This is a genomic window from Vibrio crassostreae (assembly GCF_024347415.1).
Classification (GTDB): Bacteria; Pseudomonadota; Gammaproteobacteria; order Enterobacterales; family Vibrionaceae; genus Vibrio; species Vibrio crassostreae.
On record NZ_AP025476.1, the window covers coordinates 1,565,825 to 1,586,003 of the forward strand.

The window sequence follows — 20,179 nt, forward strand, 5'->3', positions numbered from 1 at the left end:
GCTTTATGTGTTTGTGAATCGGAAGAGAGAACTTAATCGTCTTTGGTAAAGTTGTCTTCGCTGAAATGCTCCAGATCGTAAGGCGTTTGTTGGTAAACGCAGTAGTTTAGCCAGTTAGAGAATAACAAGTGGCCATGACTACGCCAGCTTGCAACAGGCTTGTTGTCTGGATTGTTGTTCGGGTAATAGTTGATTGGAATAACAGGCTCCATGCCTTCACCTAAATCACGAATGTATTCATTGTGAAGTGTATGGGAGTCGTATTCAGGGTGACCCGTTACAAACACGTTTCGCTTATCTTTGGTTGCTGCTAGATATACACCCGCAACATCAGAAGTCGCAAGAACATCAAGGTCGGTATGTTCAGCTAAGTACTCTTGAGAGAAGTCCGCATAGCGAGAGTGCGGTGCCAAAAATGTATCGTCGAAGCCACGCAGAATAGGATGGTATGGGTTATGTATCTCGTGGTTATAAACACCAGACAGCTTCTCTTTACGAGTGCGTTTTGGCAAATCATACAATAACTTCAAACCAGCCTGAGCCGCCCAACATACGTATAGCGTTGAAGTAACGTGCTTGTTTGCCCATTCCATGATGGTTTTCAGGTGATCCCAGTAGATAACATCTTCAAATTGAACCAAGCCAAGCGGCGCGCCAGTGATGATCAATCCATCAAAGTTTCTTCCTTTGACCATTTCAAATTGGCGGTAGAAGTTATCAAGGTGTTCAGTCGGTGTGTTTTTGCTCGGTCGGTCATCAATGCGCAGCAGCTCTACGTCCACTTGCAATGGGCTGTTTGATAGTAGGCGTAAGAATTGAGTTTCGGTTTCAATCTTCTTCGGCATTAGGTTGAGGATCAAGACTCGAAGTGGACGAATTTCCTGTGTCGATGCTCTTGATAACGGCATAACGAAGATGTTTTCTTCACGAAGAACATCGGATGCTGGCAATTGGTCTGGAATGCGAATAGGCACAGCTTTCTCCCTAAGCTAGATATGTAGACGTCTATACATCTAAATCTATAGTAGTTTGATACGCTTGTCGATATGCAAAATGGATAGATGTAAATTATTTGTGTTTTCTATCAGAAGCAATCCACGGGCATAGAGGGGAGTCTCATAGCATTCAGTGATTGTCTGAGTCGAGTGTAAGTACTTGGTTTTCGGATATTGAGCAAAGGCAGTTATCAGAGAAACTCGTTAGTATTTGAGATAAACTTGAGCTTTCGAATTAGCCTGTAAAGTGACAGATGAAGTTAATACTCATTCGAGGGTTGCCTGGTTCGGGCAAGTCAACAAAAGCCAAAACCTACGATGCGTTACACGTTGAAGCCGATATGTATTATGTGAATGAGCAAGGTGAATATCACTTTGACCCTAGACAGCTGCAACAGGCACATGAGTGGTGCCAAAACACGGCTGAAAATGGTCTAAAGCAAGGTCTTGATGTCGTGGTCTCAAATACCTTTATTAAGCACTGGGAAATGAAGGCTTACCGCCAACTAGCACGCAAATATAAAGCAGAATTGATTATCGAAGTCTGCCGAGAGCAATATGGCACTATTCACGACATCGAACCGTCTGTGATTAAGCGTATGTCGAAAGATTGGCAAGAATAGCCTCGTTCTTCCTCTGCTTGCATGGCTGTATGGTAAATAGAATTAAATTAATAGAACAACTCCAAGGTAACGATTGAAATGGCAAAGCGCTCTGTTGTGGTCGACATGACTTCTTATGGTATCTATTCTACATGGGATTCCAAATCTAAAGATCTTCCAAAAATCCAAGAGTTCACCACCATCGTTGATGCTGAAATCGACGTGGAGTTTGGCTATATCCTGAATATAAAAAAAGCCAAAGGTGAGAAGATTCGTTACTGCATTTATCACCCGAACATCACCACAGACAAAGGTGAAGTGCTCGAACCGTTCGATGGTGAAGAGTATGTCGGCAACAATGATTGGGATTTCTACTTAGGTGACACTATCTGGGCACCTGTCTCGAACAAACTAGGAAAATGGCGTATGACGGTTGAGCTAAAAGGCAACATCATCGCCGACAAGACATTCGACCTAGTAGCAAAAGACGAAGGCCAATTCTGGAAGCGTAGGGGGTTTTAGGTTCGACCTTCCATGTTCACCTAAACAGCAAAAAGCCGAGCATCGTGATGATGTCTCGGCTTTTTTCATTGTGCTAGATAGAAGTGACTACCTAACTAATGGATTCGATTATTGCGTTACATAAGCCACAACAAACTCAGTTATAGCGACCATGTCTTTCACTGCAATGTACTCTTCAGTGGTGTGAACTTTCGCCATACCAGTAGAAAGGTTAACTGTTGTTAGGCCTTTCGCGTTGAAGTTGTTTGCATCACTACCGCCGCCAGTGCGTTTAGTGTTCGCTGTTACGCCAAGCTTCTCAAACGCTGATTTGATAGAAAGAATGTGCGGGTGATCGTCTGCAATAACGAATGCATCGTAAGCGCGCGTTGATTCGATTTCTACTTCAGCGCCGAACTGTTTTGCACTCTCTTGGAATGTCGAGATCATGTGTTCAACTTGTGCTGTTAGTTTTTCACCGTTTAGAGAGCGAGCCTCAGCCACGACTTTAAGCTCTGGCATTACGATGTTAGTTGCTTGACCGCCTTCAACAATACCCACGTTTGCTGTTGTTTCTTCATCGATACGAAGCAGGTTCATCTTAGTGATAGCGTCTGCTGCCACTTGAATCGCACTGATGCCTTCTTCTGGTGCTAAACCAGCGTGAGCAGGGCGACCTTTGATCTTCGCAACGACTTTTTGTTGGCCAGGTGCTGCATTTACGATAGTACCGATCGGACCGCCTGTATCTAGCACAATAGCGTGCTCAGATTGGATGTAAGACATATCGAAGTTCAGAGAACCGAATAGACCGCCTTCTTCGAATACGGTGAATGCGATTTCAATCGTTTTGTGTGCTTGGCCTTCAGCTTGGATTACGCGAACCGCTTCCATGATAGCCGCAATACCAGACTTATCGTCACCGCCTAGGATCGTGTTGCCTTTTGAACGGATGATACCGTCTTCGATGATTGGCTCAATGCCGATACCTGGCGTTACTGTGTCCATGTGGCAGCTGAATACTGTGCTACCTGGAAGTGTGCCATCTAAACGTGCGTAGATGTTGAAACCGTTCGATACTTCTTCCGGAACTGCCAGTTTGTGTACGTCAAAGCCTAGTTCGCCTAGCTGCTCAGCCAGCGCTTCAGCGATAGCTTTTTCGTTGCGTGATTCACTATCGATTTTCACAAGATCACAGAAATGGTTGACTAGACGTTGTTCATTAATTTGGGTCATTGTTAATTCTCATTATGCTTCCGCTTGTTCGAAAAGAAGCCGCGGAGGTAGGAACAGGAAAATCACTATAACGCCAATGAGATAGATGATTGTCTGAGTTAAATCAAGAAAGTCGCCTGATTATTCTAATTAATGAGAAAAACCCAACTCAGATCCACCGATGCGCAGGATTTTAATCTGTATATCTGTCGGGTATAATGTTTAACCGCTTTGAAAACCCGTCGATAAAATTGGAATGCAATCAATAATGGCACTTATAAATGAATAGAAACAATGTGTTAGGTTCATTCCTTCTAGTCGTGCTTATGAGCGTTGTACTTGGGTTGTATTTGCTCTACCCAACTTATGATGACGATTTAAAGCATATTCGCCCTGAAAATCCGAGTGTGTATAGTCCCGAGAAAGAGTTATTACTCTCTCAGTATGGATCTACATTGATTGATATTCTCGATGTATCTCGTGGTGACCCTAATTTAGCTTCCCAACAACTTGAGGCTCTCCAAGCCAAGTTTCCAGACCAAGATAAAGCCATCTATCGTGCTTACGAATTGATGATTCTGTCAAACCTCGCGCAACATAAGTTGGATACCGAAGCGGTTTCAGAATACGTCAGACAGATTAAAGCACTCGCACAACACGAACACATGGGTTGGCTAAAGGCCCAATCATTGGTTGAATTGGCGATCGAATACATCAGTAAAGGGGAGCTAGCGGAATCTGAAATCCAAATCAGAGCAGCGATAGATATCGCGGAATCGCTCCACTATGAAGAGTTGTTGATTAAGGCCTATAATACGGCTGGTGTCATCAACAATATCCGCAATGACTTTCCTGAGGCTCAATACTTTTTCCATAAAGGCTTAGATCTGGGCAAGAAGTACCCTCATCACATCTACAACAGCAAGTTAGTGTCTAACATGGCATTACTTTATATCTATTTGGAAGATTGGCCTAAAGCGCTCGAGCTGATTCAAAAAGCCAAAAAACTCTATTACAACAGCGGGCTCCTCGAAGCTTCTACCATCGGTGTGTTACATGTGAATGAGTCTTTTGCCTATCTGCGAAGTGGTGAGTTAGTTAAAGGCCGAGAGGCGTATCAAAGTGCCGCCAAACTCAATGGCGATAACGTCAGCGAGCGATACAAAATTATCTTGTTAAAAGCAGAGAGTGATGTGTTGTTGGCGGAAAAGAACTTTGAGTCAGCACGGCAAGTCGCAAACCTGTGCCTTAGATATCCGGGAGTGGACAAATACACACTTCAACTGGGTCAGTGTTATTTAAACAGAGCCTTAGCTAACATTGGTTTGAATCGAGACAATTTTGTCTTTGCTGATCTTAAGCGGTCGCATGCAATGTTCGATATTGTTGGCTCTCGCAGCTGGAAAGTCCTCGGTTTAAGAACACTCGCAGAATATTATGACTCGAGAGGCGACAGCGAGAACGCGCTTCGCTACTTTAAGCTCTACTACAAGGGTAACAAGGCACTGTTGTTTGACAAGCGACAGAGCGATATTTTCTTGCTCGAACAAGATTTTGCAACGGCATCTTTAGCTAAAGAGAATGAACTGCTAAATGCAGAGAAGGAGCTTGGTGAGCTGACATTAGATAAGCAGCAGCTACGGAATCGAATTGTTGTCGCCTTGGGTATCATGGTGATGATAAGTGCCACATTACTTTTGATAAGGTTGCGCTCGATCCAGAAGACCAACAAAGAGTTACTCAAGCAATCTACAAGATGCGAACTGACAGGCTTATATAACCGACGTTACTTGGAACAACTTCTAACACAACCAATGTCATTTAATACTTCACAGTTTGGAATCAGTCTGGTTATTCTAGATCTTGACCATTTTAAACGCGTTAATGACACTTTTGGCCATGATATTGGTGATGAGGTTTTAGTGGAAGTAGCAAGGCGAGTAAAACAACATTTATCCCCGAATGACGTCGTGGCTCGCTGGGGTGGTGAAGAATTTGTAATGCTGTTGTCTGGTTCCATTGAGCCTGAGCAACAGTTGAACGTTATCCGTTTAGCTATTTCTGAAACGCCAATTGATACACACTCCGGCTTTTTAAACCTCACCACATCGATAGGGGCGTCGATTGGTATTACTCAAGAGCAACTCAACCATGATACTTGCAAGAAGTACCTCAAAGCCGCGGATGATGCATTATATCAAGCGAAGGAGTCGGGTAGGAACCAAGTTATCATCGTTGAAAATTAATCGCTCATCAGGAAACAAAAAACCATTCTGATCTTCGAGAGATAAGAATGGCTTCTGGGATACTCTGAAAACGCTAATATCAAAGTTTGAGTTAAAGGTGTGGTTTACTTAGCGGTATATCGAGTTTATCTATATGAGTTATTTAGCGACGCCTTGCAGCATTTCAACCAGTTCGCCCTCTGTAGAAGGTTCTCTTGCTAGTTCAATAACAGCGGAAGCGCCACCTTTTAACATGTAAGCTCGAGTTCCGCAGTGGTCATAGTGGAACCACTTACCGTCTACACATACATCGGTATAACATCTTGGGTCTTGTTTGAGTTCCATATCAATTTCCTTATTAACATTTGCCTAACGTTTTTCAGACTAGTTGATCACAAGTTAAGGTAAATTGATCTAAATCAATCTAGAGTGTAATTGATGATTTGAATATCAAATAGGAGAGATGTGTCTAGCGTGGGAGCGAGCTCTCGGTGATTGCAGCGCTCAAAGGTCGTGATTCTGGTTGGTAACTCTCGCTCTTTTGCTTGCCAGGTGATGCTTTTCTACATACGCTAGCCAATCTCTTAATCCCTATGCAGACTTGATTGTGTTGGAAAATGACTAATATCTTTATCGTTGTAATTGTTCTGGTTGTATTCTTTTACTTTATTCAAAAGTATGTGGTGAAACATGATGACACCAAAGACCATGCTTATCAGAAGAAAGGGGCGTTGATGTCGGCGCAACAGGCGACATTCTATAATGCGCTTAAATCCGCTGTGGGTAACCATGGGGAAGTGTTTGCCAAAGTCAGCATGTCGAACGTACTTGTTCCTGCTAAGACGAACAACAAGAAGAATTGGTTTATCGCCAACAACAAGATCTCTCGTAGTTACTTTGATTTTGTCGTCTGCGACCCACGAACGTTAGAACCCCGTGTGATCATCGAACTCGATAACGGTAAAGAGCTCAATAAAGGGAAGGTCGACCGCGAAAAGCTACTGATTCACGTCTGTAAATCGGCAGGTTTACCTTTGATTGGTGCTTCGATTAAACACAGCTACCAAGTAAGCCGTTTGAAGAGGTTACTGGCAGCGCACATTGATTTAATCGAACCATCCAAAGAAGTTCGATTTTGTAAGAAATGTGGTAGCCCGATGATCATCAAACTGGCAAGCCAAGGCGATTACAAAGGTCGACGATTCTTCACTTGTAGCCGCCAGCCCAACTGTACCTATACCGAAAACTACAACGTTGTATTCGATGTAGATGAGGAATAACGTAAAGCAACACTCAATACTTAGTGTGATGTAACTCAACTTTATTTACGTTTCACGTCTAAAAATTCAACGTATTGGTGCGAATAAGAGCAAACGGTTGATTCAAGTGTAATTTCTACTTGCGCCGCAATAAATCAGTCGTTAATATCTTCCTCGTTCTAAAGGAATGCGTCCGTAGCTCAGTTGGTTAGAGTACCGCCTTGACATGGCGGGGGTCGGTGATTCGAGTTCACTCGGACGCACCATTCCTTCTTTAGTTTTTATTGCATAACTATTGAGTTTGTCACAATGGTAGTAATAAAAAATTAGAACATCGCCCGCTTAGCTCAGTTGGTTAGAGTACTTGCATGACATGCAAGGTGTCACTGGTTCGAGTCCAGTAGCGGGCACCAAATTCGTTCTTTATGAACAAGCAAAAAGCCCACCTAGTGTGGGCTTTTTTGTGCCTATAATTCCTCTCATATTTCATATACAGGCTTCCAGTTCTTGTGATTCCCTGTGTCTCTTGCTAGCTGGCGTTGTAGACCTAATTAGGCTTGTATCTAGGGGAGTGTAGTCTCTTTCATCAACCTATCTTTTGCCTGTCTAAATCGCTTGTATGAGGTTAAGCGAAAGCTAAGTCGCCCCAGAGTGGCAAGATGCGGGTATTATCCTAAATAACCCCGTAGTGAGCTTGTAGACGACCAATCGACAATCACTCTCGTAGATTTACTACCAAGCACTTAAATCTAGATTTCGCGATCAACAAATGACGAGTAAAGCGATAAATACTCTGAAGTTGTTTCTATCAATTAAATCGAAGCAATGAAAGGTTATAGCTGTCGTTAAGTTTTGATTGATGAGCTATAGAATAAACAAAATATAACGACGCCAATCATATTTATTATCTATGGATCGTTTCGGAACTATATCAAGATGTATAGCTTTACTTGTATTAACCCCGAAGCTGGCTAATGTACACAGAATGTAATTGCCAGATTTTACGAGAACGTTATTGAGCTAAATCAGCAACAAATGTTTGTTTATATTGAGTACTGGTTTGTAGCTCCTTTTTGATCCACTGATTAAACAAGCTAAAGTCAGAATGTATTTGCCAGAAAAGGGAAGCAATAACTCGTTTACCAAAAAAGTCAGGGTGATCGGTAATAACCTTAAGTTTATGTTCTTTGATATTACCTTCAATAAGAAACCCCGGTACAAAAGCAATGCCTTTTTGAGCTTTACATAAATCGATGATGGTTCCTAAATCATCGAGCCGCCATAGGTTATATGCTGCGATGTTAGACAAGTTAAGCAGCTCTTCACAACCGTCCATTAATAGCACTCGCTGTGACGGTGCGTGAGACTTTAAGGTGACTAAGTCTTCATGAGCCACCCACCAGCAGTTAACGTGGAATAGCTCCTCGATGTTGAAGTCGTAATTGGTCTTGTGGTAAGGATTACCCAACGCTAGGTCTATCTTCCCTTCGTTTATATAGTTACCTAACACGAAGCTGGGTTTCGTCACTACAAGTAAGTCTACATTCGGGAATGCTTCCGAGAATGCTAGTAGTGTCTTCTTTACGTTTTTATTGAACACCAATGGATCGATACCCACGCGGTAAACTATCTGGTCAGATATATTCATCTGCTGGGCAACGGTGATTAATTCCCGATATTTTGATACCACAGGTAAAGATAATTGGAATAGGCGTTCCCCTTTCTTTGTTAACCAGACTTTAGAGTGCTCTCTATTAAATACGTTGAAACCTAAGTCTGACTCAAGATTTTGAACAGCTGTGCTAACTGTTGACTGTGATTTTCCAAGCTTGCGTGCAGCAGAGCTAAATGAACCTTCTTCAACTACTGCTATGAACGAAACAATATTTTCGAAATGTAGTTTCATGATTCGACTAACCTTTGACACAAAGAAATTATATTTATTATTGTTTGTTGATTCGAAGAACAATAGCGTGATGATACTTGTATTTCAACAGGTTTTATAATGAATAATAAAGCCTAATAAATTATCAATTGGGTTATGTCTAAAGGTTATATAAGTTGTATATAACAAAAAAGATTGAGCTACATCTTACTTTTTCAAGTTTATAAATTTAAATTAATATAGATTTCTGACAGTGATTTTAACTGTAACTCATTGTTGATAAAAGATTTGTTACGTTTTCTTTTAATTTTAGTGTTTTTATTTTGATCAATTTTCGCTCTACCTATTGATAAAGTCGATAGGGGGTATTTTCCCCAGAGTGGGTGGGCTAATTATAATGGCGACGAATTTTCAACAGCCCTTATAGGAACAAATAATGATTACTAAGCTATACGTGAAAACAAGCATGTTTTTATCACAATTCAAGAACGATGAGCGCGGCGTAACTGCGATTGAATATGGTCTTATTGCTGTTGCAATGGCTGTGCTAGTAACTACAGCGGTAGGTGCTGATGGCTTCATTGGTAAGCTAGAAGGTGCTTTTGAAGATGTAGCTACGGCTATTGATACTGCTAGCAGCTAACATCAAGCCTTATTGGCTAATGTAGAAGATATCGAGAGATATTCATGCCAGACCTGTGTTTACATTGGTCTGGCTTGGTTAATTTACGGTGTAAAATAAGATTTGTTTTAACCAAACTTAGGTGGTATTTCCAATTTTTAGTCATGAATTGTATTTAGTGACTTTGGCAATATTGAGTATATATGCGTCGGCTACTGATTTTCTCTATCGTAAGATACAAAATTACGCCTTGCTCGTACTACTCTTCTTGCAGTGTTTCATATCCCCATTAGATATCCAAATTATGAGTTTTTTACTGATGTTAGGTGGAGGACTTATTCTTTATAAGCTGATTTGGATTGGAGCGGGTGATATTAAATACGTCGTTATTTTGTCTCTTGCCATCCCTGTTGATGACTTATTATTGGCGTATATTCTGACGGCTTTTGCTGGTGGTATTTTAGCGCTTACTTATCTAATAAGTAAAAAATTAATAAGAGGAAATGCCCATAACCAAGAGGGTATTCCATATGGAATAGCAATTAGCATTGGATTTTACTTAGTAATTTTAACTCAATCTACGCCACATATATGAACCTCCAAAAAATGAGCACATTATGAGATCCCGACTGGTATTACTTGTGGCCATTGCTGCCTTAATCGTGGGTGCGCTAGGCGTTATCGACCTGTTCAAGAGTGAGCCCCAACCGAAAGTAGCGGCTGAAACGATCATTGAAAAAAATGAAAAACATGTTGCCGTTTGGATGACCACCAAAGCCTACGAAAAAGGGCGTGCAATCGACGCACAAGGTGTCGTCAAACAACAGCTTCCTTTAAGTGAAGCTTTAACGCTGGGTGTTAGAGAAGACGCTCAAATCAGCTTTGCTCCTTCCACTTTGTTAAATCGCGACCTTAACGCCAGTGAGGTGGTACTGCCTGAATATCAAGTGACACCAGGACAGCCAGGATATGTAGATCTTTTGATAACAGAAGGCATGACGTTATACCCACTTAAAGTCAGTGATAAAAACCTAATCAACGATTACATCCGACCAGGTTCGTACATCGATATTCTCACAGTGAGTTCTCCTAATGCCAACTTGGCTGGAAATATCGATAAGCCAAAGCGCTTTCGAGGGGTGAAGGCCTCGATGTTTCTTAAAAATGTCAAAGTCCTCAACATCGGAAATGACGAAACTGGCGACAGTTCAATTACCGCTCGCGCTCCGAGTAAAGAGGATGGACTGACTACGGTGGTCATCGAAGTTAGCCCCGACGAGTTACCAAAACTTGCATTAGCGCAACGAACAATGCACATCGAAATTTACCGAAGCCAAACCTACACGCAACCTGAGTATGCAGAGGTGCGCAATATTATCGATAACTATACCGGGATTGCTGAGTTACGTGGTAACGAGAGCAACCCGAGAGAGGCTTTGTGATGATGATTCACCATCGAATCAAGCAAGTACTGTTTGCTTCCATTCTAGTGCCGCTGATTGGCTTACTTTCTATAACAAACGCTTTTGCCGCTGATCGCTCAATCACGCTCAACGATGGTCAGCACATCAAATTCAAAAGCCCGATTGGTCAAGTGTTCATCAATAACCCTGATATCGTTGACTACAAAGTGATCAACGACAACACCTTGGTAGTCTTCGCCAATAGCATTGGGCAATCACGTTTAATTGTCTATGGAATTGACGATGAGGTGTTGCTGTCCGATCGTATTATTGTCGATTTGGATCTGACGGATATTAGACGCCAACTCAAATTTCATTTCCCTGACGCTAAGGTCAAGGTTCAGTCTGTAGGAGAGCAAGTCGCTGTCAGTGGCCTTGTTGATTCCGAAGCGACTCGTGACGACATCTATCGTTTGGTAGCGACTCTATTGGGACGAGAAAAAACCGAGAAATGGGAAAAAACTCAGAAGCTAGAATTTAAATCTGACAGCTCAAATTACGAAGAACCCGAAAGCATGGTATTTGCCCGCAATATGACGTGGGAAGGGATCATCGAACGTATTGAAGTTGCGACCACTCAACAGGTGAACGTCAAAATCTCAGTTGCTCAGGTAACGGAATCGTTTGGACAAACCGTTGGTGTTGATTGGAGTTCTGTGGGCTCAAGTGTTGGTGAATTTGTTTTCGACCAGTTCGATGCGGCAAACCTGAGCACGTTAATCACAGCGTTAGGCAATGATCAGATTGCAGAGGTATTGGCTGAGCCTAACTTAACCGTGTTATCTGGTGAATCTGCAAGCTTTCTTGTGGGTGGCGAAGTGCCCGTTATCGTTTCTACCAGCAGCAACGTCAACATTTCATTCAAAGAGTTCGGCATCAAACTCGACCTAACGGCGAAAGTGCTTAGTCAAGACAAGATCCGCATGCAATTAGCGCCTGAAGTGAGCGAAGTCGAAGGTTATGTTGAAGCGGCAGGAATCAAAGTCCCACAATTGGCTTCACGACGTGCCATGACAACCGTTGAACTGGCCGATGGCGACAGCTTCGTTCTTGGTGGCTTGATGAGCAGTGCTGATTTGGAAAAAATGCAAAAAATCCCTTTCGTTGGCGATATTCCTGTACTTGGTGCTGCATTCAGAAAAGCAACCACAGAAAGAAAGCGAACTGAGCTGATCATCGTTGCTACCGTGAATCTCGTCGAGCCAATTAAGCCGAAAGACATTCAGCTGCCTTACATCAAAAAGACCTCTACATTGGCGCGTTGGCTTAACGTCGAATGGGATGGCAAGTCGGTGACGTCATCTGATGCAACGATTCGCCTGTTGTCGCAAGGAGGGTTTATCCAATGAAGAAATTATTATTGATGGCGTTATTTACCACGTCACTTTTCGGCTGCGCCTCTGAGCAATACTTTGTCGGACAGGGTTCTGAAGCCTTGGTGTACAAAGAGCACCACAGTTTTGAGTTTGCGATGAAAAACCGCGCTGAAACGACCAAACAGATTACTGCTTTAATTCAAGATATTGAGTCGATGGACAAAGAAGCGACCTATGTCGTGGATTACAAATCTCCCCGCACCAAACAGATGTTGCAGGCGATCTTTAAACAATATCCTTCACACCTTATCGCGCCACAAAGAGTGACGTATCGAAGCGCTCAATTGTTGCCTACTGATCTCAATATTCAGGTGACGTTAACGCGTTTGAAGACTCAAGAATGCAAACCAGCGCAGATTCACGTTCGGTTGAGGCAGCAAGATTGCTTTGCTGAATCGATGCGTTTGAAGCAAGTGGCTTACAAGTCTCGTTTGGTAGGAGAGCAATAATGTTTGACCTAACGAAAGCATTAACAACCAAGGCCAAGCCAGTTCAGACCGGAGCGACAGGTGTTGCCGGATGTACATTGTTCTATCAATCTCAAGAGTGTTTAGACCTTGTTCAAGAAGTCTTTCGATTTGAAGGATGGAATGATCCTGCTTGTGTCAAAGCCAAAGCCGGTTTAACCAAACTGACAGAGCAACAAAGCAGCCACATTGTGATTCTAGAGCTAAACGAATCAACCAATGTTGTTGAAGATGCTAAATCCTTTGCTAGCAAACTGCCTACACACAAAGGGGTCGTGGTGATTGGCAAAGAGGACGCCATTTCTACGCTGCGTTCGCTCAAAGACATGGGTTTTTACTACGTTTTCTGGCCGGTGAACAAGCAGGAGTTTGCGGACTTCTTAACTCACGTGAGCAAGAACCTTAAGACTTTCTCTGGTGTGAGCCAAAAACGTAAAGCTAAGCGAGTAGCGATTGTCGGCGCTAAAGGTGGCGTAGGTGCGTCGTTTATCACTACTGAGTTGGGTTCACTGTTGTCGACTCAAGGCTCGGACACGATTCTTGTCGACCATCAATATGCCGATACCAATATTGACGTTTTGCTTGGGCTAAAAGACTTTAAGCCGAGAACCATTGATGAGTTTACTGCGCCATTGCATGAAATGGATGAAGAAGGAGCGCTGAGTTACTTAATTAACGCTCGCAAGAATTTACGTCTGTTGGCGATTGATGGCGACATGAGTCAAACCGATGTTCTTAATTACAACCAAACTTTGTGTGAGTTGTTAGCGCGTAACGCTAACTTCATTATTGAAGACTTTTCAGGTGGTGTGGATTTCAAAGTTGAACCTCAACTCTTGGTAGAAAACTTTGATGTGGTGGTACTGGTTTTAGATGCGTCGGTGTCTTCGGTAAGAAGTGCGAAGCGATTGTTTGAGAAAGTGTCCAACTTACAGCTTTCGTTATCTTCCCGCACGCGCGTGATAACAGTGGTGAACTATCACCGCCCGGAAAATGCTTACGTTTTACAAAAGCCCGACCTTACCAAGTATTTGGGCGCCAATGTCGATCTAGAAGTGGATTACTGCAAAGCGTTAGCGCACATCATTATTGATGGTAAACGCGGGCACAAGCACGACCGCCATATCAGTCGTTCTATGGAGCAGCTGGTGAAGCTGATTAATGGTCAACCTATGGATCAGAAGGGCATGAATTCTTGGCTGAAAAAGGTGCGTGCTAAATGAGTTCTAATAAAGACTTATACCTCGCGTTTCGTGGCCAAATCTTTGAAGCCCTAGATGCAGAAGCGGTTCAGAAAATGAGCCGCCGAGACCTCGAATCCCAGATACAAGCAGCGGTAGATTTGCTCGCGAACAGCTACCAAAGGCCGATCACTTCGATGATGAAGTCAGGCTTGGTGAAAAGCTTAATCGATGAACTGTTTGGTTTGGGGCCTTTGCAGCCTTTGGTCGAAGATCAGTCCATTTCCGACATCATGGTGAATGGGCCAAACAACATCTTTTTCGAACGACACGGCAAGGTCAAAAAATCCGAAGTTTCGTTTGTGAATGAAGAGCAGTTGTTAGCCATAGCAAAACGTATTGCTTCACGTGTTGGAAGACGAGTGGATGAGCTTTCTCCAACAGTCGATGCCAGGCTTGAAGATGGCAGCCGTGTGAATATTGTGATTCCGCCTATTTCATTGGATGGCACATCTATCTCTATTCGTAAGTTCAGAGAGCAGAAGATTGGCTTTGAAGATTTGATTGGTTTCGGGTCTATGTCTCCAGACATGGCGCGAGTGCTGATGATCGCTTCTCGCTGCCGCATCAATGTACTGATATCTGGCGGTACTGGCTCAGGTAAAACGACATTGCTTAACGCGTTATCTCAATACATTGCCGAAGATGAACGTATTGTCACCATTGAAGATGCGGCTGAACTGCGTCTGCAACAACCTAACTTGGTTCGACTCGAAACACGTACATCGAGTGTTGAACAAACTGGAGCGGTGACTCAGCGTGAGCTAGTGATCAATGCACTTCGTATGCGTCCAGACCGCATTATTCTTGGTGAGTGTCGTGGCTCTGAAGCGTTCGAAATGCTGCAAGCCATGAACACCGGGCACGATGGTTCGATGTCTACGTTGCACGCCAACACGCCGCGCGATGCGATTGCTCGTGTTGAATCGATGGTGATGATGGCTAACCTAAATCAGCCTCTTGATGCGATCAGAAGAACGATCGTCAGTGCCGTGCAAATGATTGTTCAGGTTAACAGGCTGCGCGATGGGTCTCGCAAGATCACGAGCATCTCTGAAATCGTGGGTCTTGAAGGTGAGAGCGTAGTGATGGAAGAGATTTATCGCTTTCGTTATGACGATGCGCATTACGGAGAAACTGTTAAAGGCGAATTCGTCACCGACGGCATTATGCAACGATCTGAGCTTGTGAAAAAAGCGCAATTTTTCGGGCTCTATGATGAGCTCATCGCCGCGTTTAAGGGGGCATAGCATGCTTTGGATTTCATTAATCCTATTTGCGTTTGTGCTGCTTTTGATCCGAGATTCAAAGGTCAAAAAGGTCTACCAATTTTTCAATATCGAAGAAGCGGAAGCTGAAAACTTTAATGCGATTAACGTGAAGTCATTGGTACGCAAGCAAGGCTGGCAAAAATTCAAAGATTCCATCTCACCAACATTAATGGTGTTGGGCCCGAGATCGTCGTTGTACATCGCCTTATATATAACGGGCAGTCTTATCGCGTCTTGGTACATCGTTACTGATCTACTATCCATCACCAATTCTTGGCTGGTACTGGGTTCATCTTTGATGTTTACCTTTTTCGGCTATCGTTTTCTGGTCACAAGAAGGCGTCGAGACTTTGAGAATACGTTCCCTGATGCGTTGAATATCCTAATGAGTGCGGTTACTGCGGGTGACAGTTTAATGCAAGCCATTAGTTATGTGGGTGATGTGATGCACAACCCCATTGGGCGCGAGTTCAAGCTAATGGGAGAGCGACTGAAGCTAGGTGAGTCTCCAGAAGTGGTGCTTCAACGCTCATGCAAAAACTACCCGTACCCAGAGTTTCTGTTCTTTACCGTGACGATCAGGGCAAACATCGCTCGCGGGGGGCAACTAAAGGGCGTGTTAGCTCGTCTGATTAGGGTTTTGGTTGACTCTCGAACACTTGAGAAAAAGAAGATGGCGATGACGTCGGAAGCCCGAATTTCAGCCAAAATCGTTGCAGCCATTCCTTTGATTTTTATGATTATTCTCAACTACGTTAATCCCGCTAATGTGGATTTTGTTCTCTATGACCCAGAGGGAAGAATCATATTGTTTTACGTGTTGGGTAGTGAGCTTTTTGGTTTGTTCATTGTTTGGTTATTAGTAAGAGGAGTACGCGCATGATGTTACTGGCCTCCCTTATTGTGCTGTTCTTTTCGTTACTCTTTTTAATTGTCGATTCGATTCGTAAAGAGCAACGACATAAGAAAGTTGCGCTCTATATTGGAGACGATGCTGTTCGTGCACCTTCGCGTGTAAACCGATTTTTTGTTCGTTTTGGTAAAGAGCATCGACACGAGCTCGAGCAAAAGATGATTGAGGCGGGCTATTACAACACCGAATGGGCGAAATTTTATTTCCCTGCCAAGTTATTGGTATTGGCGTTGATTTCAGGGTTGGTGCTGTTGGGGGATATGACATCAACTAACAAGTTGCTCGTCGTTATTTTCTCGCTGATTGCCGTCATCGTCGTGCCAGATACCTTGCTGCAAATGCGACGCAAGATGTTGATCAGTAGAACCTCAGCTCAACTGCCGTATTTACTCGACATGATGTCGGTATGTGTGCAAACCGGTATGACGATTGAAGCCGCATTGGTCTATTTGGGAAAAGAGCTTGCTGAGTTTGACTCAGACCTTTGTTACCAAATCAAGCGTACATCCGATTCGGCGAAAATACACGGACTTGAGAAAGCGCTCAATGATCTGAGTGAACGCATCCCAACGCCACCAGTACGAAGCTTTGTGTTGACGATTATCCAAAACCTGCAATACGGAACATCTGTGGCGAGTGTGTTAAGTGATCTCGCTGAAGACATGCGAAAAGTGCAAATTCTTACTGTTGAGGAGAAGGTGGGTAAGCTCTCTGCGAAGATGAGTGTGCCTTTGATCCTCTTCATCATGTTCCCGATCGTTATCCTGATTCTCGCGCCGAGCATCATGCAAATGACATTGAGCATCTAGGGAGAATTAAGAATGATTGGAAAACGTATCGGCTTCATTTTGCTCACGTTGAGTGTGTTGACGGGGTGTCAATCGGCACCGTCACAACAAGACTTACAGCTTGCCGATGTCACTAGTATGGAAAAAGTGAAGAACTATGATGGCTTGATTAGTTATTACAAATCCCAGCTAGAGCAAGGCTTCGAAGATCCAGAGGTGAAAGAAAAACTGGCTTGGGCATATTTTCACAAAGGAGATATCGAATCGGCTGACTTCTATGTTCAACACTTGCAAAAAGAGGGGGTTAAAAATCCCAACTTGTACCAGTTAGAAGGGCAAGTGTTTGATGCAAAAAATGACATTGAAAGTGCGATTGCTGCATATGTAACTTCTATCGAGGCAGGAAATAGAGCAGGGCAAATTCACGTCTTGCTTGGTGTGTCTTACACCAAAGTTGGGAAATACGATGAAGCACAACAAGAGCTCAACCAAGCACGTTTACGCGGTTATGACGATGTCGTCGTTAAGAACAACATCGCAATGATTCAAATGGCTAATGGCGAGTACCAACAAGCGATTCAAACATTGGCTCCGGTTTTAAAAGAAGACCCAGCGAATAAAACCGTTAAAGCTAATCTGGCTATTGCTCTGATGAAAACTCAGCAAATTGACTCGGCCAAAAAGTTGCTCAAAGGTGACTTCTCAGCAGAAGAGATTCAGAACATCGCTGCTGAATTGACTCAATTGGGAGTTAATGATGAAGCGTCTTAACAAGCAGAAGGGCGTGACGGCGATTGAGTTTGTATTAGGTGCGCTTGTTCTGTTTTTTGCCACCTTTGCGATCTTCGAATCGAGTTACCAAATCTACGTTGTGAACATGACCGAGTATTCGCTGAGAGAAACTATCAGGAATACCAAAATCTATGAAGGTAAAGGGATCAACGAACAGTACGAGAATAAGTTTAGGTCGTTAATTGAAGACGATGACAACCTGTGGAGTTTCTTAATTGATAGCTCTCGTTTTTCTATCGCGGGTCAGTACTTCAAAACCTATGACGACTTTATCGCGAACAGGGGACACTCAGATCAAGGCTTGAACTTCAACTATGACTTGGCAGAAATTACAGTGACTTACCGCTACACACCCGTAATTAAACTGACCGGTGCCGTTGACAGAGATATCTCACGCACCATGGTTTTGAACTTAGAGCACGAGGGGTGGAAAGATGATGCTCCGTAAGCAATGCGTGCTTTCCAAAAGACGCCAGCAAGGCTCGTACACCATTGAGTTAGTTTTCATTCTTGTGGCCTTATGGGGCGTTTATCTGTTTGGGGCTGACTTGAGCTATCAATTGCTCGCACGTGCCAAGCTTGATCGATCCAGCTTTGCCTTAGTCAATGTTATCAAAGAGCGTACTCGTTATTTTGAAGCCGATGTGTTGGCAGGAACGAACCTATCTGTGACCAACGCAGAGTTAGAAGACATGACGAAAGTAGCAAGCCGAATGCTCAATACACCAGTAGACAATGTGGCCATCAAGATTGAAGCGTTGACCAATAAAACGAATGTCGCTGAATTCTCAACCAGCAAGTATCGAAGCTTAAATTGCCAAACCGATTCGATTCTCGATCATGCGGATCTAGCGCCTGTAGAGAAGGGGGTTGTGTATCCATTGTACCGAATCAGTCTTTGTGAAGAGGAAAGCTCTTGGTTCAAACCCTTCTTCAACGGTGGCACGAGTACCACCGTTAAGATTGGCTCTTCTTCAATAATGCCAGGGAGATAATGAAATGAAAAGGCAGTATGGGCGTCATATCAATCGCCAGCATATCAGGCTCCAAAGACAACAAGGGGTTGCCGCGGTGTGGATGGGCTTATTGCTTGTTCCAATCATGGGCATGACCTTTTGGGCGGTTGAAGGCACACGTTATGTTCAAGAGACCAGTCGATTACGAGATTCCGCAGAGGCTGCAGCCATAGCAGTGACTATTGAAGATCAACCGGATCAGGCCCGTGGATTGGCGACCAAGTATGTCGAAAACTATGTTCGAGACATCAAATCAACCAACCTTTCTGCAGACCGTTTCCACCAAGCGGAAGACGAGGGTGCTGGGGTTCTTGAATACATCCAATACACAGTGAATGCCAAGACGACACACGACTCTTGGTTTGCGAGTAGCTTTATCCCGTCTTTTGATGAGCAGCAAGACCTGGCGGGCCGTTCGTTAGCGAGAAAGTACCCGGTGTATCTTGGTGATAACAACATCGACATTGTTTTTGTGTCGGACTTTTCCGGTTCAATGAACGACAGATGGGGTTCAAATCGAAACAGAAAAATCGACGATTTGAAAACCGCCATCGATGAAATATCCAGCAAAATTCTTTGCACATCGATTAAACAGGACTATGTCGATGGAGAGTGGAAATACGTTTGTGATGAGCCCGGAGAAGATACCACCGGAGACAAGCTGCTTAACCGAGTTGGCTTTGTGCCATTTAACGTTCGAACGAGGGAAATTGTCTCGGGTAATAGAGCCAACGCGACAAGCCAATTGAGCTACAAAGATAACTATAAAACCAACGTATCGCCTTATTCTTACAACGATGTTAACTGGGATTACTGGCGTACCTATTCGCAAGATTATGTGCTTGATTGTGCGTACTGGAAATCATATTGCCCAAACCCAAAATCGGACAATCAAAAGTACGCCAAACGTATCAAGGATGTGATTAATCAAGATAATTACCGAGTTGCTGACGTATACAACTATGTAGATTTATCGACATCAGTGTCGACGATGTTTACTGATAAGTCGGGGTTACAGCCTGATTTCTATGGTGTGAGTGGAACTCGTCTATTTAACGCGCATGGTTCTTCCGATTCATCGCAGTTTTCCAACATTCGCCTATCGAACAAGCTTTCAGACTTGAATCCGATTAATTCGATGTGGGCAGATGGTGGTACGGCTGCTTTTCAAGGCATTTTGAGAGGTTCTCAAGTTCTCCATGACGGTGACCCGAACAGTTCCGATCAAGAAGAACAACAGGCTTACAACAAAAAAATCAAGATGCTGCTCATTTTAAGTGATGGGCAGGAAAGTCCTGATAACGGCATCCTCAGAGGGTTAGTCGACAGAGGTATGTGTGACAAAGCAAGAGAAGAGATACCGGGCTTATACATAGGTGTTATTGGTATCGATTTTCGAGCGTCCCAACAGAGTGGATTTCAAGACTGTGTTGTCGATCCAAATGAAGACATTATCGATGTATCTAACCTAGATGAATTGATTGAAAAGATAGAAGAACTCATCCGTAAAGGCTCAAAAACAAGCGGAATCACTAAGTTGTACTAGAG

At 43.4% G+C, this 20,179-nt stretch carries 21 protein-coding genes and 2 tRNA genes; 19 read left to right on the forward strand and 4 right to left on the reverse strand.

Features of this window, described 5'->3' with window-relative positions:
* Positions 1 to 32 precede the first annotated feature (32 nt).
* The gene (metA, locus tag OC193_RS07145; protein ID WP_048658543.1) at positions 33 to 974 is read right to left on the reverse strand and encodes a homoserine O-acetyltransferase MetA; all 942 of its coding nucleotides are present in this window, start codon (positions 972 to 974) and stop codon (positions 33 to 35) included.
* A 275-nt stretch (positions 975 to 1,249) separates the two neighbouring features.
* Here metA and OC193_RS07150 point away from each other — a divergent pair, with 275 nt between their 5' ends.
* Together OC193_RS07150 and OC193_RS07155 are read left to right on the forward strand one after the other, a co-directional pair.
* Entirely contained in the window at positions 1,250 to 1,618 is a 369-nt protein-coding gene (locus OC193_RS07150) for an ATP-binding protein (protein WP_048658544.1), read from the forward strand.
* Between the two features lie 78 nt (positions 1,619 to 1,696).
* Positions 1,697 to 2,119, forward strand: a complete 423-nt coding sequence (locus OC193_RS07155; RefSeq protein ID WP_048611912.1) for a DUF3859 domain-containing protein — start codon at positions 1,697 to 1,699, stop codon at positions 2,117 to 2,119.
* Between the two features lie 108 nt (positions 2,120 to 2,227).
* On the opposite strand, the gene OC193_RS07160 is transcribed toward OC193_RS07155, so the two are convergent.
* Complete coding sequence (locus tag OC193_RS07160) at positions 2,228 to 3,334, reverse strand: M20/M25/M40 family metallo-hydrolase (RefSeq protein ID WP_048664888.1); 1,107 nt, start codon at positions 3,332 to 3,334, stop codon at positions 2,228 to 2,230.
* Positions 3,335 to 3,594: 260 nt separating this feature from the next.
* On the opposite strand from OC193_RS07160, the gene OC193_RS07165 reads away from it, so the two are divergent.
* A complete protein-coding gene (locus OC193_RS07165) occupies positions 3,595 to 5,559 on the forward strand; it encodes a tetratricopeptide repeat-containing diguanylate cyclase (RefSeq protein WP_048664889.1) in 1,965 nt (654 codons plus the stop codon).
* 138 nt (positions 5,560 to 5,697) lie between these two features.
* Here the strand turns inward: OC193_RS07165 and OC193_RS07170 are convergent, their stop codons facing one another.
* Entirely contained in the window at positions 5,698 to 5,883 is a 186-nt protein-coding gene (locus OC193_RS07170; protein WP_048658547.1) for a hypothetical protein, read from the reverse strand.
* A gap of 272 nt (positions 5,884 to 6,155) precedes the next feature.
* On the opposite strand from OC193_RS07170, the gene OC193_RS07175 reads away from it, so the two are divergent.
* The 3 genes from OC193_RS07175 (at position 6,156) to OC193_RS07185 (ending at position 7,210) form a co-directional block, all read left to right on the forward strand.
* Positions 6,156 to 6,818 (forward strand): DUF2726 domain-containing protein, encoded by a 663-nt coding sequence (locus OC193_RS07175; protein WP_048658548.1) that lies wholly within the window; start codon positions 6,156 to 6,158, stop codon positions 6,816 to 6,818.
* 168 nt (positions 6,819 to 6,986) lie between these two features.
* Positions 6,987 to 7,063, forward strand: a tRNA-Val gene (locus OC193_RS07180).
* Positions 7,064 to 7,133: 70 nt separating this feature from the next.
* Positions 7,134 to 7,210 (forward strand) — tRNA-Val (locus OC193_RS07185).
* Between the two features lie 599 nt (positions 7,211 to 7,809).
* Here OC193_RS07185 and OC193_RS07190 read toward each other — a convergent pair.
* Entirely contained in the window at positions 7,810 to 8,703 is an 894-nt protein-coding gene (locus tag OC193_RS07190; protein WP_048664890.1) for a LysR family transcriptional regulator, read from the reverse strand.
* A 415-nt stretch (positions 8,704 to 9,118) separates the two neighbouring features.
* Between OC193_RS07190 and OC193_RS07195 the strand changes: the two genes are divergently transcribed.
* The 13 genes from OC193_RS07195 (at position 9,119) to OC193_RS07255 (ending at position 20,177) form a co-directional block, all read left to right on the forward strand.
* Positions 9,119 to 9,325, forward strand: a complete 207-nt coding sequence (locus tag OC193_RS07195) for a Flp family type IVb pilin (RefSeq protein ID WP_017080668.1) — start codon at positions 9,119 to 9,121, stop codon at positions 9,323 to 9,325.
* A gap of 148 nt (positions 9,326 to 9,473) precedes the next feature.
* Positions 9,474 to 9,899, forward strand: coding sequence for a prepilin peptidase (locus OC193_RS07200; protein WP_048664912.1), 426 nt, complete (start codon positions 9,474 to 9,476; stop codon positions 9,897 to 9,899).
* Positions 9,900 to 9,921: 22 nt separating this feature from the next.
* Complete coding sequence (gene cpaB, locus OC193_RS07205; RefSeq protein ID WP_048664891.1) at positions 9,922 to 10,746, forward strand: Flp pilus assembly protein CpaB; 825 nt, start codon at positions 9,922 to 9,924, stop codon at positions 10,744 to 10,746.
* Positions 10,746 to 12,116: a type II and III secretion system protein family protein gene (locus OC193_RS07210; RefSeq protein ID WP_048664892.1), complete on the forward strand. Its 1,371-nt coding sequence runs from the start codon at positions 10,746 to 10,748 to the stop codon at positions 12,114 to 12,116. The genes cpaB and OC193_RS07210 overlap by 1 nt, the downstream gene beginning before the upstream one ends.
* Positions 12,113 to 12,592, forward strand: coding sequence for a hypothetical protein (locus tag OC193_RS07215; RefSeq protein ID WP_048664893.1), 480 nt, complete (start codon positions 12,113 to 12,115; stop codon positions 12,590 to 12,592). Before OC193_RS07210 ends, OC193_RS07215 begins: the two co-directional genes overlap by 4 nt.
* Positions 12,592 to 13,833 (forward strand): AAA family ATPase, encoded by a 1,242-nt coding sequence (locus tag OC193_RS07220; RefSeq protein WP_048658589.1) that lies wholly within the window; start codon positions 12,592 to 12,594, stop codon positions 13,831 to 13,833. Before OC193_RS07215 ends, OC193_RS07220 begins: the two co-directional genes overlap by 1 nt.
* Positions 13,830 to 15,101: a CpaF family protein gene (locus OC193_RS07225; RefSeq protein ID WP_048664894.1), complete on the forward strand. Its 1,272-nt coding sequence runs from the start codon at positions 13,830 to 13,832 to the stop codon at positions 15,099 to 15,101. Before OC193_RS07220 ends, OC193_RS07225 begins: the two co-directional genes overlap by 4 nt.
* A gap of 1 nt (position 15,102) precedes the next feature.
* Entirely contained in the window at positions 15,103 to 16,005 is a 903-nt protein-coding gene (locus OC193_RS07230; RefSeq protein ID WP_048658591.1) for a type II secretion system F family protein, read from the forward strand.
* Positions 16,002 to 16,844: a type II secretion system F family protein gene (locus OC193_RS07235; RefSeq protein ID WP_048658592.1), complete on the forward strand. Its 843-nt coding sequence runs from the start codon at positions 16,002 to 16,004 to the stop codon at positions 16,842 to 16,844. Before OC193_RS07230 ends, OC193_RS07235 begins: the two co-directional genes overlap by 4 nt.
* A 12-nt stretch (positions 16,845 to 16,856) precedes the next feature.
* Positions 16,857 to 17,594, forward strand: a complete 738-nt coding sequence (locus OC193_RS07240) for a tetratricopeptide repeat protein (RefSeq protein ID WP_048664895.1) — start codon at positions 16,857 to 16,859, stop codon at positions 17,592 to 17,594.
* Entirely contained in the window at positions 17,581 to 18,063 is a 483-nt protein-coding gene (locus OC193_RS07245; protein WP_048664896.1) for a TadE family protein, read from the forward strand. The genes OC193_RS07240 and OC193_RS07245 overlap by 14 nt, the downstream gene beginning before the upstream one ends.
* A complete protein-coding gene (gene tadF, locus OC193_RS07250; protein ID WP_048664897.1) occupies positions 18,053 to 18,610 on the forward strand; it encodes a tight adherence pilus pseudopilin TadF in 558 nt (185 codons plus the stop codon). The genes OC193_RS07245 and tadF overlap by 11 nt, the downstream gene beginning before the upstream one ends.
* Before the next feature lie 4 nt (positions 18,611 to 18,614).
* Entirely contained in the window at positions 18,615 to 20,177 is a 1,563-nt protein-coding gene (locus tag OC193_RS07255; RefSeq protein ID WP_048664898.1) for a TadE/TadG family type IV pilus assembly protein, read from the forward strand.
* The last annotated feature ends 2 nt before the right edge of the window (positions 20,178 to 20,179 follow it).